Annotated in this window: 11 protein-coding genes and 3 tRNA genes; all 14 read left to right on the forward strand. The window is 49.7% G+C overall.

Annotation, left to right across the window (positions count from 1 at the left end; genetic code table 11):
• The first annotated feature begins 384 nt into the window (after window positions 1-384).
• The 14 genes from gltB to GJ688_RS13575 all read left to right on the forward strand — a co-directional run bounded on the left by gltB (window position 385) and on the right by GJ688_RS13575 (window position 16,894).
• Window positions 385-5,007 carry a glutamate synthase large subunit gene (gene gltB / locus GJ688_RS13510; RefSeq protein WP_155477082.1) on the forward strand — a complete coding sequence of 1,541 codons (4,623 nt, stop codon included), beginning with the start codon at window positions 385-387 and terminating at the stop codon, window positions 5,005-5,007.
• A 105-nt stretch (window positions 5,008-5,112) separates the two neighbouring features.
• The gene (locus tag GJ688_RS13515; RefSeq protein ID WP_155477083.1) at window positions 5,113-6,597 is read left to right on the forward strand and encodes a glutamate synthase subunit beta; all 1,485 of its coding nucleotides are present in this window, start codon (window positions 5,113-5,115) and stop codon (window positions 6,595-6,597) included.
• Window positions 6,598-6,835: 238 nt separating this feature from the next.
• On the forward strand, window positions 6,836-8,086 hold the full coding sequence (locus GJ688_RS13520; protein WP_155477084.1) for a sensor histidine kinase: 1,251 nt from the start codon (window positions 6,836-6,838) through the stop codon (window positions 8,084-8,086).
• On the forward strand, window positions 8,058-8,672 hold the full coding sequence (locus tag GJ688_RS13525; protein ID WP_155477085.1) for a response regulator transcription factor: 615 nt from the start codon (window positions 8,058-8,060) through the stop codon (window positions 8,670-8,672). The genes GJ688_RS13520 and GJ688_RS13525 overlap by 29 nt, the downstream gene beginning before the upstream one ends.
• 22 nt (window positions 8,673-8,694) lie before the next feature.
• Window positions 8,695-9,555 (forward strand): HD-GYP domain-containing protein, encoded by an 861-nt coding sequence (locus GJ688_RS13530; RefSeq protein WP_155477086.1) that lies wholly within the window; start codon window positions 8,695-8,697, stop codon window positions 9,553-9,555.
• 308 nt (window positions 9,556-9,863) lie between these two features.
• Window positions 9,864-10,379 carry a hypothetical protein gene (locus GJ688_RS13535; protein ID WP_155477087.1) on the forward strand — a complete coding sequence of 172 codons (516 nt, stop codon included), beginning with the start codon at window positions 9,864-9,866 and terminating at the stop codon, window positions 10,377-10,379.
• Between the two features lie 142 nt (window positions 10,380-10,521).
• Complete coding sequence (locus tag GJ688_RS13540; protein ID WP_155477088.1) at window positions 10,522-11,106, forward strand: hypothetical protein; 585 nt, start codon at window positions 10,522-10,524, stop codon at window positions 11,104-11,106.
• Between the two features lie 78 nt (window positions 11,107-11,184).
• Window positions 11,185-11,754, forward strand: coding sequence for a hypothetical protein (locus GJ688_RS13545; protein WP_155477089.1), 570 nt, complete (start codon window positions 11,185-11,187; stop codon window positions 11,752-11,754).
• A gap of 370 nt (window positions 11,755-12,124) precedes the next feature.
• Window positions 12,125-13,336, forward strand: a complete 1,212-nt coding sequence (locus GJ688_RS21385) for a signal peptidase I (RefSeq protein WP_155477090.1) — start codon at window positions 12,125-12,127, stop codon at window positions 13,334-13,336.
• A gap of 25 nt (window positions 13,337-13,361) precedes the next feature.
• Window positions 13,362-14,489: a DUF5305 domain-containing protein gene (locus GJ688_RS21390; RefSeq protein WP_170291980.1), complete on the forward strand. Its 1,128-nt coding sequence runs from the start codon at window positions 13,362-13,364 to the stop codon at window positions 14,487-14,489.
• A gap of 115 nt (window positions 14,490-14,604) precedes the next feature.
• On the forward strand, window positions 14,605-16,419 hold the full coding sequence (locus GJ688_RS13560) for a bifunctional diguanylate cyclase/phosphohydrolase (RefSeq protein ID WP_155477092.1): 1,815 nt from the start codon (window positions 14,605-14,607) through the stop codon (window positions 16,417-16,419).
• Window positions 16,420-16,654: 235 nt separating this feature from the next.
• A tRNA-Cys gene (locus tag GJ688_RS13565) sits at window positions 16,655-16,729 on the forward strand.
• A gap of 9 nt (window positions 16,730-16,738) precedes the next feature.
• Window positions 16,739-16,815: transfer RNA gene (locus GJ688_RS13570), tRNA-Val, on the forward strand.
• Between the two features lie 3 nt (window positions 16,816-16,818).
• A tRNA-Phe gene (locus tag GJ688_RS13575) sits at window positions 16,819-16,894 on the forward strand.

A 16,894-nucleotide genomic window follows, 5' to 3' on the forward strand; every position in this document is an offset into this window, starting at 1 on the left:
AAAAAGGTTAATGTATCATATATTCAACGATCCGTTGAGAAATTACATAATGAACAGCTTCACAAACTTGTTGCATTTCTATACACGTGTCTTCCAATATATACAGTATACAGACGCTCACACAGGCCTTTCAGTGGAAGTATACAATATACTTATACGGTTTCCCACCATTTTTCCTGCGATTAACAGCATTCAGTCTCCAAATCTCTCAGTATTATTGCTATAATGTTATGAAGAAATTCACCACCCATCGGTGGTAGGTAAGGGCAAGCCAATCCGACTGTGAAGCGTGTCCTGCTGGGAGTCCCGCACTGGGGTGTGTCCATCCAACCTCACGTCGGGTTGTTTATATAGCTGCTTATCAAGCAAAAGGAGAGAAAGAGATTGCAAGAGAAGAACTTGATCGGCTTGCCCCCCAAACAGGGTCTCTACGACCCCCAGTTTGAGCGTGATGCCTGTGGCATTGGTTTTATCGCCAATATCAAGGGGAAAAAGTCCAACGAGATCGTCCACCAAGCCCTGACTGTCCTCATCAACTTGGATCACCGGGGCGGTCAAGGCGCGGAAACAAATACCGGTGACGGCGCAGGGATTTTGATGCAAATCCCCCACACCTTCATGGAGCGCGAATGTGCCGCCGTGAACGTCACTCTTCCCACCCCTGGGCAATATGGTGTCGGCATGCTCTTCTTGCCTCCAGACCCGGAACAACGGGCTAATTGTGAACAAGCCCTGGAGCGGATCATCGCCGAAGAAGGCCAAACCCTCCTCGGCTGGCGGACCGTCCCCACGGATAACTCTTCCCTCGGTGAAGTGGCCAAAGCGGCTGAACCTTTTGTTCGCCAGGTCTTCATTGAAGCCGATGCTGCGACGAAAGCCAAGCTGGCTGGCGGTGACGCCCAAGCAGTAGAGCGCAAACTCTATGTCATCCGCAAGCGGGCCGAAAATGAGATCCGCCATGCCAATATGGCCGGCGGCAACTACTTCTATTTCTCCAGCCTCTCCTCTCGGACTATCGTTTATAAGGGCATGCTTACGCCGGCCCAAGTCGATAAATACTTTGTGGAACTGAAAGACCCTGCCATCGAAACAGCGCTGGCTCTCGTCCACTCCCGTTTCAGCACGAACACCTTCCCCAGTTGGGAACGGGCTCACCCCAACCGCTATATGATCCATAACGGCGAAATCAACACCCTGCGCGGCAACGTCAACTGGATGCACGCCCGCCAGGCCATGTGCCAGTCCGATCTCTTCGGCGACGACCTGGCGAAAGTCATGCCCGTCATCGACACCGATGGCAGCGACTCGGCCATGTTTGATAACTGCCTCGAATTCCTCTACCTGACCGGCCGCTCCTTGCCCCATGCCGCTATGATGATGATCCCTGAACCCTGGGCCAATCATGAAAGCATGAGCGATGAGAAAAAGGCCTTTTACGAATTCCATAGCTGCATGATGGAGCCCTGGGACGGCCCCGCTGCTGTCGTCTTCTCCGACGGCCGCTACATCGGCGCCGCTCTGGACCGCAACGGCCTCCGTCCGGCCCGTTACTATGTCACCAAGGATGACATGATCATCCTCTCTTCTGAAGTGGGCGTGCTCGAAGTGCCCGCCGAAAACGTCGCTATTAAAGAGCGCCTTCGTCCCGGTCGTATGCTCCTCGTCGACACAGAAGAAGGCCGCATCATCAGCGATGACGAACTGAAAAACACTATGGCCGCTGAGCAGCCCTACCGGGCATGGCTCGATGAGCACATGACCCATCTGGAAGATCTGGCTGACGCACCGGAAGTGCCGGAACCGGATCATGACAGCGTGCTACTTCGCCAGCAGGCTTTTGGCTACACCTACGAAGAACTGACCAAGACCATCGAACCGATGGGTAAAAACGGCGTTGACCCGATTGGCGCCATGGGCAACGATGCGCCGCTGGCGGTTCTTTCTGATAAGCCGCAGCTTCTCTATAACTACTTCAAACAGCTCTTCGCTCAGGTCACCAACCCGCCCATCGATGCCATCCGTGAAGAGATCATCACGGCTTCCGGCACTACTATCGGACCGGAGAAAAACCTGCTCAAACCGGAACCGGAAAGCTGCCACCAGATTCACATCAAAGCACCGGTGCTCAGCAATGAAGAACTGGCCAAGCTGCGCTTTGTCCAACAAGGCGGCTTCAAATCAGCCACCTTGCCTATCCTCTATACCGTTAAAGAGGGCAGCGCCGGTTTGGAAAAAGCACTCGATGAACTGTGCAGCGCCGCTGACCAAGCGATCGCTGGCGGTGCCAATCTGCTCATCCTTTCCGACCGCGGTATCGATAAGGAGAAGGCGCCCATCCCTGCGTTGCTGGCTGTCTCCTGCCTGCACCACCACCTGATCCGCAAAGGTACCCGCCTGAAAGCGAGCCTGCTCTTAGAATCGGGCGAGCCTCGGGAAGTGCACCACTTTGCCTTGCTTCTCGGCTACGGCGTCAGCGCCATCAACCCCTACCTGGCTTTCGAAACCCTTGATGACATGATCCGCCAGGGCATGATGACGGGCCTGACCCATAAAGAAGCCGTCAAAAACTATATCAAGAGCGCCAGCAAAGGCGTTGTCAAAGTCCTGTCCAAAATGGGTATCTCCACCATCCAGAGCTATCGCGGCGCCCAGATCTTTGAAAGCGTCGGCATCAGCCAGGATGTCATCGATAAATATTTCACCTGGACCCCCTCCCGAATCGGCGGCGTCGGCCTGGCCGAGATCGCCAAAGAAGCGGAAATGCGGCATTGGCGTGCCTTCAACGACCAGCCTGGCCGAGACATGACCCTTGACACCGGTTCTGTCAGCCAGTGGCGTACCGACGGGGAAGAGCACCTCTTCAACCCTGAATCGATCACGAATCTGCAGAGCGCCTGCCGTGCGAATGACTACAAACTGTTCAAGAAGTACTCGGCTGCCCTCGACGATCAGACCCAGAAGCTGAAAACGCTCCGGGGCTTGCTGAAGTTTAGTAAAAAGAACCCCATTTCCATCGATGAAGTGGAATCGGTCGAATCGATCTGCCGGCGCTTCAAAACCGGCGCTATGTCCTTCGGCTCCATCAGCCAGGAAGCCCATGAAGCGATGGCCATCGCCATGAACCGCATCGGCGGCAAGAGCAACACCGGTGAAGGCGGCGAAGACCCGGCCCGCTTTGTCAAAGAAGCGAACGGCGACTGGAAACGGAGTGCCATCAAACAGGTCGCTTCCGGCCGTTTCGGCGTCACCAGCCACTATCTGGTCAATGCCGACGAAATCCAGATCAAGATGGCCCAAGGCGCCAAGCCGGGTGAAGGCGGTCAGCTCCCTGGAGCTAAAGTCTATCCCTGGGTGGCCAAAGTCCGCGGCACCACGGCCGGCGTCGGCCTTATCTCGCCGCCGCCCCACCATGACATCTACTCCATCGAAGACTTGGCCGAACTGATTCACGACCTGAAAAATGCTAACCCCCGGGCTCGCATCAACGTGAAGCTCGTCTCTGAAGTCGGCGTCGGCACCATCGCTGCCGGTGTGGCGAAAGGCCGGGCCGACGTGGTGCTCATCTCCGGTTATGACGGCGGCACCGGCGCTTCCCCGCGGACCAGTATCCGCCATGCCGGCCTGCCTTGGGAACTAGGCCTCGCCGAAACCCATCAGACCTTGCTGCTCAACAACCTGCGCGACCGCATCGTCGTGGAAACAGACGGCAAACTGCTGACCGGCCGCGATGTCGTTATGGCTGCATTGCTCGGTGCCGAAGAATTCGGCTTTGCGACTGCTCCCCTCGTCGTTCTGGGCTGCGTCATGATGCGCGTCTGCAACCTCGACACCTGCCCCGTCGGAGTCGCCACCCAAAACCCCGAACTGCGGAAGAAATTCACCGGCGATCCGGAGCATTTGGTCAACTTCATGCGCTTTATCGCCCAAGAAATGCGCGAATACATGGCGGAACTCGGCTTCCGCACCATCGACGAGATGGTCGGCCGTACAGACGTACTGGAAGTCAACGATGCCATTAAACATTGGAAAACCCAAAACATCGACCTCTCAGCGCTGCTCTTCCAGCCCAACGTACCGGAGACCGTGGGCCGCTACTGCAGCCAGTCTCAGGATCATGGACTCGATAAATCCCTCGACATGCGTGAGCTCGTGCCCATGTGCCGCCGCGCCCTCGAACGGGGAGATAAGGTCGAAGGCAAACTCAAAGTCAAGAACACCGACCGTGTCGCCGGTACCATCCTGGGCAGCGAAGTGACTCGCCGTTATGGCGGTCAAGGATTGCCCGAAGACACCATCAAGCTGTACTTCGAAGGCTCTGCCGGTCAAAGCTTTGGCGCCTTCGTGCCCAAAGGCATGACCCTTATCCTCGAAGGTGATGCCAACGACTACTTCGGCAAAGGCCTCTCCGGCGGCAAGCTGGTCGTTTTCCCCTCGGCCAAAGCCGATTTCGTCCCCGAAGAAAACATCATCACCGGTAACGTCAACTTCTATGGTGCAACCTCCGGTGAAGCTTATATCCGTGGCGTCGCCGGCGAACGTTTCTGCGTCCGGAACTCCGGCGTCAAGGCTGTCGTCGAAGGTGTCGGCGATCACGGCTGTGAATACATGACCGGCGGTCGTGTCGTTGTCCTCGGCAAAACAGGTCGGAACTTTGCAGCCGGTATGTCCGGCGGAATCGCCTATGTCCTCGACGTAGACGGTCAGTTCGCGAACCGTGTCAATAAAGAAATGGTCTCCCTGGAAACGCTCGAAAACGAGGCTGAGATCCAGGAAGTCAAGGGCATGATCGAAAAACATGTCCAGTACACCGGCAGCAGCGTAGGCCGCAACCTGTTGGAAGACTGGAAGGCGAGCCTCGCGAAGATCGTCAAAGTCATTCCCAAAGACTACAAGCGGATGCTGGAAGCCATCGAGCGCGCCAACCAAGCGGGCTTAAGCGGCGAAAAAGCCATCATGGCCGCCTTTGAAGAAAACAAAAACGATAAGTCTCGCGTCGGCGGGAACTGATCTGCTGACAAAATTCGAATCGCCTGCCCCTAGGAAGCGGTGCAGGCGATTCGAGCGGAACATGTCGGCAGAATCGGAAATTGAATAAATGTAGGAGGAACGGCCATGGGCAAACCGACTGGATTTATGGATTATACACGCCAGCTTCCCGCCGACCGGGAGCCGCTGGAACGGATTAAAGACTGGGGAGAATTCCACTACCACCTGTCTGAAGAAGAACTGAAAAAACAAGGGTCACGCTGCATGGACTGCGGCGTTCCCTTCTGCCACACCGGCATGATGATCAACGGCATGGTCTCTGGATGTCCCCTGCACAACTTAACCCCTGAATGGAACGATCTCGTCTACCGGGGCCTCTGGAAGGAAGCATGGATGCGCCTGCGCAAGACCAGCAGCTTCCCTGAGTTCACCGGCCGCGTCTGCCCGGCTCCTTGTGAAGGCGCCTGCACCGCCGGCCTGGCCACTAACCCGGTCACCATCAAAAACATCGAATGCTCTATCATCGATAAAGCCTATGAGGAAGGCTGGCAAGTGCCCAACCCGCCGGCTGTTCGCACAGGCAAAAAAGTGGCTGTCATCGGTTCCGGTCCTTCGGGCCTCGCTGCAGCCGACCAACTGAACAAAGCCGGTCACAGCGTCACTCTCTTTGAACGGTCTGACCGGGTTGGCGGCTTGCTCATGTACGGTATCCCCAACATGAAACTGGACAAGAAAGTCGTCCAGCGCCGTGTCGACCTCATGATCGCCGAAGGCGTCAATGTCGTCACCAGCTGTGAAGTCGGCAAAGACTACCCTGTAGACAAACTGAAAGCCGAATTTGACGCTGTCGTCCTCTGTGGTGGCTCCACCAAGCCCCGTGACCTGCCTGTCGAAGGCCGGAACCTCAAAGGGGTCCATTTCGCTATGGAGTTCCTGGCGTCCAATACGAAGAGCCTCCTCGACTCAGAGCACAAAGATGGAAACTTCATCTCTGCCGAAGGCAAGGACGTCATCGTCATCGGCGGCGGTGATACCGGTACCGACTGCGTCGGCACCTCCATCCGTCACCAATGCAACAGCGTCTACCAACTCGAGATCATGCCTCAACTGCCCTTGGAACGGGCCGCGAACAACCCATGGCCGCAGTTCCCCCGGGTGCATAAGGTTGACTATGGTCAAGAGGAAGCGATCGCCCTCTATGGAGCCGATCCGCGGAACTACTGCATCACCACGAAGAAATTCGTGGGCGATGAAAACGGTCATGTCAAAGAAGTCCACACTGTCCAGATCGAATGGGTCAAGGACGAACAGGGCCGCATGATTCCGAAAGAAATCGCCGGCACCGAAAAAGTCTGGCCGGCTCAACTGGTCCTCTTAGCCATGGGCTTCCTCGGCCCCGAAGACCAACTGCTCGCCCAACTCGGTGTTGACCGGGATCCCCGTTCCAACGTCAAAGCCGAATTCGGCTCCTTCGCCACCAACGTGGCAGGCGTCTTCGCCGCCGGCGACATGCGCCGCGGCCAGTCCCTCGTCGTCTGGGCCGTCAGCGAAGGCCGTGGAGCGGCGCGGGAAGTGGATAAGTATTTGATGGGGACGACGAATCTAAAATGACCGATTCTAGCAGTGCCGCCTTTCGATACCATTAAGATTATAAACGTAAAATTACAAAAAAACGCAACAGGACACAGGGCTGATGCTCATGTCCTGTTGCGTTTTTTAGGGTTATATCTCAAAATCCTTTATAACTTATCAAAAGGAAGGATTTTTAAAAATCAACGATTTGTCTGGATGCTGTTGACAAAGATCTGCATTTTTTTCGAGTTATGGATACTATAATGGATACGATGAAATGCAAATGAAAAGTGGTATCGAGCGAATGGACGACAGGGAGCTTTATTCCTTTGACTGTTCATCGAAGGAACAAAAAAACATTACCGTTCCTCGGGTAGGGAAAATACGCCGGACTGTCCTTTGGAATACAAAGATTTTTCAAGCCTACCGCTGGTATCGTTCATTGCGTATCCTGCTCAAAAAAGACATCCTTCCACCGGATTGGGGGCACTTCACGTGCCTGTTGGAAAAGGCCATCCGATGTGCCTATCAAGTAGATAAAGCCTATTTATGCTTATACGATCCGAAAATATATATTGATAATATACATAGTTACTATTCGTTTACGCTGATGAATCGTGGAGCGAGCAAAAACGCTCACACCTGTTTCATGCATTTAAACGATGCAAAAGGAGAGCCGGAACGGGTTTTCTACTTTCCAATTCACTCGCATAACCGGAACTTCGGTGCTTTTATCATCCCCGTGAATATAATGAATCGTGTGAATCGTTTCGTTGCCGGGGAACGTCGTGCCATTTTAAAGCTATTTTCTCTCGCCGTCATACACTTCGAACAACGATTGCAGAGGGATCACAGTCGCGTTCTGCAACAGATTTGTGAGGTTCGCAAAAGTGTTGCCCAGGACATTCATGATGATCTAGCCCAACGCTTGTTTTACCTGGCTGTTCAGAGTTACCATCTCAAGAATATGATCAACTCGCGATGTGCGCCTGACAAAGCCGTCACAGAACTGCTGGAAAAAATCGATAAACAAATCAATGGTTGTCACGGTGAGGTGCGGCGCTTAATTCAAGAACTGCATAGTCCTATAGAAGGCAACAGTCGTATTGAATCCCTGGAGACGCTGCTCGGACGAATTATGGAGGGCAGCCGTATCCACACCGAATTTTCTGTGCAAGGTCAGTTTAAGGATGACGATTATTCGGTGTATAAAGCGATCTACCGTATCGTCGAGGAAGCATCTTACAATGTCGTGAAACATGCACGCGCGAAAAACCTGAAAGTACAGATTGAACGTACGACGGTACAGTGGGAGGTTCACATCGTAGACGACGGAGTGGGGATGGAAGAAGACAGTATATGCAACCCAGGAAAAGGCTATGGACTACGAGGAATCAGAGAAAGAGTCCTTGCTTTAAAAGGCAGCTTGACAATCCGTTCTCAGATTGGTGAGGGTACTGAAATTGTAGTGATTTTCCCCAGGAGGAGTAAAGAAACATATGAGTATGATCCCGATTCTCTTGGCTGATGATCATTGTATCGTTCGGGAAGGTGTAAAGCTGATTCTTGAGAGTACAAATGAGTTTCAAGTTGTGGGTGAGGTTTCCCACGGTGATGAACTGATCGATGCAGTGCTGAAGAAAAAGCCTCACCTCATTGTCTCAGATCTCATGATGCCAGGCACTTCAATCCTCGAAAACTGTAAGCAAATGAAAGAAAAAATTCCAGAATTAAAAGTGGTAGTACTCACAGCTTTTGCGAATAACCAGGACATCCAAAAAGCGATGTTGTCGGGAATCGACGGCTATGTGCTAAAAGACAGCATGCCGCAACAAATCATCAACACAATGAGACTGGTGTCTGCCGGTTACCTTTGTTTCCAGCCAAATCATGAGACTTGTAAGAACAAGGCGAATCATGAAATACACCTGACGGAAAGAGAGCTGCAGATTTTCCGCCTGGTTAAGGAGAACCTAAACAACCAAGAAATTGCGCAACGTCTATTCATCAGCGAAGCCACGGTGAAAACGCATGTGAGCAGTATACTACGAAAAACAGGTCAACCCAACCGGGCTCAGGCGGTTTTATACGCAATTAAAGTGGGACTGCTATAAGGTGGAAGCGAGGAGGGAGTCTATGTCCCGCTTACCTGTCCTCATGAACGGCACCTTACTCATGACTTTTTTGTTTATGTTGGCGGATGTTATCATGCTCTCCCTTTGTCAAAACGATAGTATCGAAAATAACATCCTATGGTATAACATGGTCCTCTTGAGCACCGGTGTTATGGGATGTGTGCTCTTTTACCGACTCTTCCGAATTGCCTATCAGCAACTTCTTGCAGAACAAGAGAGGCACCTCCAACACAAGCTGAAGGATCAGGTTATCCACATGCTTGAGATACTTGTGCCGATTGTAGAGAGAAAGTCGAATGTCAATCGAAGTGAAATCGAAGGGATTTGTTGGCTGATGCGCCATACGGTCAATCTGCTGCCTGGAGCGGAGGTTGAAGATTGGGAAATCCGTTTGCTTGCGCTGCTCCATTATGTCAGTCGGATCTATTGGCCGGAATACATCTTTGATAAAAATACCGAACTGACTGATGTTGAATACCGCTTTATACGAGAGCACAGTATGATGGCGAAAGGGTTCTTGGATAAGTACCCATCTTTTCGACAGGTTACAGACGCTTTTACTTATCATCACGAGCGAATCGACGGGACGGGATACCCAGGTGGAAGAAGAGAAGGGAACATCTCGGTACTGGCTCAAGTACTCGGTATTGCCGAATGTTTTATTGCGTTGACGACTGCTCGCGCCTATCGAGAGCCGCTCACCTTCACGAAAGCGCTGGAAGAAATTCGGCAATTATCTAATCAGGCTTACTATCCAGAAGTGGTGAGCGCCTTTACACGAGCGCTGCATCGAATACAAGCGAAGAAGACGTCCGAATATCAACTTTACTTTGCAACGGCCAATCACCATGGTATCGCCTAGCTGTCTTGTATAATAAAGCAAAAACCACCTGCCTATTTAGGCAGGTTTTTTCATGAAAATGCTTTTTCATGCTACCCTGTGGCCCGGCGGGACATGAACGTTTTTTATGCTCATGCACTCTTTTTCGACTCCTCCTCCTCAAGTGGGAGGTGGGCTCATACTCTGGGCAAAAGGTGCTCATCCTCGCCGGACTTTTGGAATCAGCTTGGAGTTGAACCGGATTCACTCTGGGGTAGAATTTGATCCGGCCTGTTATTGCGCTATCATAAGCTCATCGACAGACGCCGAGGCGGAAAGATGGTGATGAGATGAAGCAACGCAAGAGCAGCTATCATACCGAGGTGATCTGCTTGGCATTGACTGTATCTTTCAGCGTTATCGGCGTGGGCTTCGGCAATTGGCAGCAAGGCCTGACGATCAAAGGTGTCGTGACTACGGGGGAGATAAACCCTGTGTTCTCTGAATGTGAAGTGGCAGGGGAAAGCGTTTGGCCTAGCCGGATCGAGGATTGCCGCATTACCGATGGAGGCAAGAGATTGGAGATCAGGCTGAAAGACGTCACCCCTGACTATAGGGCACACCTAAAATATGAGATCACTAACCGCGGCACGGTCCCTGTAAAAGTCCGCACGGAAACCGAAAATGCGGACGAAGGTGTCCATTTACACGTTAATAACCCAAACGGAGTCATTGACGGCGGGCACAGGAAAAAAGGCGAGCTGGTCATCGAGGTGGGAGCTGTCGAAGAGAATCAGGACTCCTCATTTACCGTAGACTTGGACTATATTCAGTGGAACTACAAGAAAGATGATTGCGGTCAATAATAATTCACATAAATTTGCTGACGAGTTGATTCTATCGGGAGGTGAGGTCTAGGGATTATTGCAACCGGAGTGATCTGACTGGGACAATAGGTGGATGTCTGGCTGAGTGAAGATCGAAAAAACGATTGAGGAGGATTTTCGAATGAAGAAGATCAAATTTGTGGGGATGACCCTGGCATTAGCTTTCGGCGTGATGGGTGCTGGTTTCGCCGCATGGACTGAGGACATCAAGGTGAACGCTCAGGTAACTACCGGTACCTATGATGTTTTATTCTCGAGTATAACTTCTGACGATGACGGAACCAAGACCGATCCCGGAATGGATAAGAATGTTGCGAAGACTGAGGTGACTCCGGCTTCGGATAACAAGTCTTTCGGTGTGACAATTGACAACGCCTATCCTGGTTACAATTCCAAAGTATCCTATACGGTGAAAAATAACGGTTCCATACCGATTAAGATTACCGGATCGGTCCTGAAAAATCTTGATGCCGCAGAAACTGCCATTGTAGACGTGGTGGCTACGGACCTAAAGGATAAAATCGTAGAACCCGGTCAAACGATAGATGGTACCATCACACATACGTTCAAAAATACAGACAATAACACTGAAAAGCAGTCGATCGGTTATGATGTTGAAGTCACGACGGTTCAGTGGAATGAGGGCAACACTAGTGTCGGAGGCGGCACTGGAGGAACCGGTGACAACAACCAACCCCCCGTGTGATAATTTTCAAATTGAAGGATCCCCCGGCAGAACGACTTGATGCTGCCGGGGGTGTATCCCTTCGGAGGAGGAGGGACTGTGAGAGGAGCAAAAATAATACCGCTCATCTTGTGCGTGGCCTTGGGATTTGCGGGAGTAGGCTATGCAGCCTGGACGGAAAAGCTGACGGTGAAAGGAACGGCCAAAATGGGCGAACTGGACTGGTGCTATAAGGATAATGTTACACAACTTGATACAGGGTATGATTACATCGCCGAACCCGGCGTGACTGACTCAAATGATTTTGAATTTAGACAGACTGACAGGAATGTAGGCAGCACAAAAGTTTTGTTGCAAGATACGGATGGAGATGGTGACAAGGATAACATGGTAGTGACCGTTTCCAACGTTTATCCCGGTTACTACAACAACATCCAGTTCCAGGTGAAAAATAACGGTACTGTGCCGCTTGTCTTTCGGGCCGCTGATGTCAATACGCCGCCGGAGCTAGATGTACGCTGGGTCGATACTTCTCGCTACCCCCAGAAGGCAGGCGATATCAACTCCTTTTCCTTTCATTTTCGCGTAAATGATTCGGTCAAGGAACAGGCAACCTACAAGTTTAACATTGATATAAAAGCTACCCAGTGGAACGAGGCAAAGTTTTAGGAAGCAACCGCGAGACCTCTATCGACTCGGTGAAGTGACGTGACGACAGGCGGCAATAAGGCTTTCGCCTGTCCGCTTAGCGTTGTAGGCAAAACAGGGATAAGGTGGTGAGGGAGCATAAGTAGGAAGTTGTTCTTATTGGTGATCGCATTTTTCACAGCGTTTTCCCTAATTCCCAGCGGCTTTGCCTCCTGGAAGGAGTCGTTGAGGATTGAGGGAACCGTCAAAACGGGGGAATGGAAGGATAAGGCTCAGGGCTCAGAAAACAATGATAAACACGAAAAACATAAAGAGTCCAAAAAGGACCATAAATCGGTGGAGAAAGCGCTTGATTAGATGCCGCTTATCTGATTCGGGGTGAAATCGAAAGGTGGTTAAGAGAAAAGGAAGATTGACACCACTGGAGCAAAGGTACTGCCTGCTCCTCGCGCTCGCTTTAAGCACGCTTTGGGCAATCAGCAACAACTTATTGGCTGACTTTCTCAGTAGCTTTTGGCGAACCTATGTCCTCCAACCCTGTTTATGGTTCTTGCTCGTTTCATGGCTATGGCGTTTACCGAGGGTGCGGCCGTCCGGTCAACAGCGTCTGCGCAACTATTTGAACTGGTTGGCTGGTATTGCTGCCGGATTCCATGTGCTTTTTTTACTTATTGCAGGTATCTTCGAAGGATTTGGCAAGAGCCCTTATTCTTTTAGCTTCTTTGGCATAGTGACCAATCTGATTTATGTAAGCGCATCATTGTTGGGAAATGAATTTGCCCGATCCTTTTTGGTCAATCACTTGGCAAAGAAGCATGCCACAATAACCATCGTTTGCGTTGGATTGCTTTTTACGTTACTAAACCTGCAATTGGCGCAATGTACGGACTTAAATAAAATTATTGAGTTTACACGATTTTTTGGAACGGTCTTCTTCCCAAGTTTGTTAGAGAATGTACTGGCCACATACCTAGCTTACGCCGGTGGTTTTTTGCCGGCGCTCATCTATCGCGGTTTGTTACAAGCGTTTCAATGGTTTTGTCCTATACTTCCCGATCTGGATTGGCCGTCAAAGACGTTGCTAGGATCGTTTATTCCGCTCTTTAGCTTGTTTTTCATATCCAAAATATACATGATGGAATCTCGACAAATAAGAAGAAGCAGCTTGGAAAAAGAGAATCCCCTCGGGTGGATTGGAACCAGCGTTGTTTCTGTGCTCATGGTGTGGTTTTCTGTCGGCCTTATGCCTATATTCCCCTCGGTCATCTTGAGTGGCAGTATGGAACCGTGGATTAAGAAGGGCGACATCGTCATGGTGGAGAAAATGAACGGCGCCGAGGCAAAACTGGGCGATCCGATTCAATATCGATACGAAAATATCTTTATCAACCACCGCGTCATCGAGATTCAAGAAAAGGATGGTAAAAAACTCTACCGGACGAAAGGTGATGCGAATAAATCCGCCGATCCCGATCTGGTCTCACCGGAGCAGATAAAAGGTAAAATAGTCATGGTTATCCCCAAACTCGGTTGGACTACGATCGTAATGAAGACATTCACAGGTGGAATCTCACCGCAAGGAGAAAAATTTTTTGATAATTGAAAACATCTGATTTGGAGATGATGGGGTGAAGCATCGGCTCTCAGTGCCTCCATGGCTGAATACACTAAAAGCACGTCTTTTACGACACCCCTGGATAGGGAGGTTTTATCATTCCTATCCGTTGAATCCGACTATCCGTTGGGGAGTAATTTACTCGGCGGCATTATTGTTAATAGGCTCATTGTTTCTATCGCTCAATACGCTCAAAACAACAAGTGTGAAAGAGGAAAAAACGACAGCCTTTAGCTATAAACAGCAAGGTAAAGTGAATTACAGAGTCTATTTTCTACCGAATCCACTGTATACAAGCGGAGCACTCGGACCGAGCGAACCTTATTTAGAAAAGTACACTGATTACATCAATACCTTCTTTACGTACACCTTCTCCGGTGAGCGACCGGTAAAGTATAACGGGGATTATAGCGTTACCGCATCCATGGAAGCAGCTATTGAAAAAGAGAAAGAAATGGTCAAGGTATGGGAAAAAAAGTACACTCTCGTTCCCAGCACACCTATTCAGGCAAACAACAGCAGCATATCCGTTGAGAAGGAACTTGCCGTCCCGTTTCAGGAGTATAACCTCTTTGCCAAGCAGATTGAAGAAGATACAGATTTCAGACCAGACCAAGTAACACTCACAATACGTTGGAATGTGAATTTTCAAGCGGACACAGACAGCGGGCCCATCAAAGAAAACCTTGTCCGTTCCATGGTGATTCCGCTCGCAAGCAAGGCCTACCGCATCAGCGGTGAAGTGGACGGTGAAAAACCGGGTGCCATTGAAACTACGAGGACGGTAGCCACAGGTGTAAACTACGGTAAGGTCTATTTATGGGGAGGCGTAGCAACGGTAAGTGCTCTTCTGTTAATTTTTGTGTGCCTAGTTACGAAGCCAATGCTGCAAGTCCTTAGTCCTAGGGAAAAAATGCTCAATGAGGTACTCAAGATGCATGGCGATCGGTTTGTTAGAATCAACGGAGCAATAACTGCGGAACCGCACAATACGTTATCAATTCAGTCGATAGAGGATCTGGTTCGCATAGCTGATGAGCTCGGGAAACCGGTTATCTATTGCCCACGTGATGAAGCGAAAGAAACGGATGAATTTTATGTTTTGGATCAACAGAATGTTTACGTTTGCATAATCCAATAACATGGATATATTTTGACTTGTAACACAAGCATCCCTCATAAAGTAGCCGGATCCCCTCTGCCTCTTTTGTTTAGATTCTAACTTGCCGGTGCAAACCGCAGGGAGAAGAGATGGAATGAATAGTGAGAATCAGGCCTTGATTTTGGATGATGAAAAGTTATTCACCCGATGGTTAGGAACGGTGAAGAGTCAAGCTGACATAGCCTTATGGGAGTGGAATGTTCACACGGGTGAAGTCGTAGTTAATTCGCGATGGTACACAATGCTTGGTTATCGTCCTTATGAATTTATCGCAACTTATGAGAGCTTTCAAACACTGCTGCACCCGGATGATCGGCAGAGAGTTTTAAGTCTGCTTGAAAACCATATTATACAACGGAATGGGATTATTGACGTTGAGTACAGAATCCTTTGCAAAAACAAGGAGTACCGTTGGATTCGCAGCCGGATACTGGCGGTAGAGTCCAGCCTGAACCGAGAAATGAGCAATGTGGTGGGCAGTAATACGGACATTCAAAGATCGAAACTCGAAGAGATTCGCTTAAGAGAAAGGGAAAAAAGGTTCGCGCAATTTTTGGATGAAATGCCTTTAGGTGTGGCTCAGATTGACAACAAGGGTGTCCTTATTTATAATAACGGTTCTTTAGAAAGGATATTTGGTCTAAGTCGATGGAATCTCGAGAAAAGAGGCCTAGCCTCCTTTTTATTGGATATACGGCAACAGCGAGACTCGGATCATCTTCTGAACAAACAAACTCCTTTAGGCAGGAGTTCTAAAAAGATACTTGGTGACGGGCGGGAAATGGATGTCGAAATTCAATGGATTTATAACGATGACGAAAAAGGCAACCCGAATTATACTTTTTTCATCACAGATGTGACAGAACAAAAGAGGAGAGAAGAGGAGCTTCATTACCTGTGTTTTCATGATAATCTGACAGGCCTTTATAATCGAGCTTATTTTGAGCAAGAAATGAATCGTTTGAATACCTTTCGACAATTGCCGTTAAGCATAGTCATCGGAGATGTAAACGGGTTAAAACTGGTCAACGATACCTTTGGGCATAAAGAGGGGGATCGACTGCTTGTTTGCATCGCCCAAGTTTTAAAAAGTGAACTGCGCAATGAGGATATCATCTGTCGGTGGGGCGGAGATGAATTTGCGGTTGTTCTGCCGAAAACAGACGAAGCGACAGCAGAAAAAATCTGCTCCCGTATTCTGAGAACTTGCAAAGAGGCTGATGAGGGACCGATCCCCTTAAATATCTCTTTGGGAGTGGCCTGCAAAACAAATCCGGAACAGAAAATAAATGAGATATTTGTACAGGCAGAAGAAAAGCTATACAGAAGAAAATTTCACGCAAGCATCGAAGTACGCAATACAATCCTTAAATCATTAAAAGACAAACTTGCTGAGAAATATAACGAAACTCAGGCGCATATCGAACATTTACGGCAGCTTGCGATTCAACTGGGAAAAAGTTTAAAACTCTCCGATAACGAACTAAATGAACTATATCTGCTGGCCTCACTCCATGACATCGGTAAGATTGCCATACCTGTCCACATAGCATCTAAAGAGGAAAAATTAAGAGTAGAAGAATGGGAGATCATGAAATCCCACAGTGAGGTAGGTTATCGGCTTGTGCGAACACTCCCGGAGTATGCGCATATCGCCGATAAGATTTTAACTCATCATGAGAAGTGGGATGGAACAGGTTATCCCTTAGGGCTTAAAAGAAATGAGATACCGGTGCTTGCCCGTATTCTAGCGATCGCCGATGCTTTTGATGTTATGGTGAATGGAAGACCGTACAAAAAACCGTTGAGCCTTGAAGAGGCGCTACGAGAACTTGCCAAGGGGGCAGGAAGCCACTTCGACCCTGCTATGGTGGAAGACTTTTTTAAGATTATCCCGAGAGTTCAATAGACTTCTTGTTTGGATAGGGATAAATGAGGATGCCTTGTAAGGGATTGATTTACGCACCGTCATTTTCGCGAGTGTTGCAGTGATTGCGGCGAACTGGCGGTGTTTATTTATGTTGAAAGCGTAGGTGAGTCAAATTACGAGGCGAATAGCCGTACAAAAACTTTAACGATGATTCCAATAAATTCATTTGACAAACGGCAGAACATCTGATAAATTTATATCTCGTCAGGAGGGCGGCGGCATCGCCAAGTGGTAAGGCAAAGGTCTGCAAAACCTTTATTCCCCAGTTCGAATCTGGGTGCCGCCTCCATAAAAATACGGGCGATTAGCTCAGATGGTTAGAGCGCTTGCTTGACATGCAAGAGGTCAGCGGTTCGATTCCGTTATCGCCCACCATTTGCCTCGGTAGCTCAGTCGGTAGAGCAGAGGACTGAAAATCCTCGTGTCGGTGGTTCGATTCCGCCCCGAGGCACCA

This window comes from Heliobacterium mobile (assembly GCF_009720735.1).
Lineage (GTDB): Bacteria > Bacillota > Desulfitobacteriia > Heliobacteriales > Heliobacteriaceae > Heliobacterium > Heliobacterium mobile.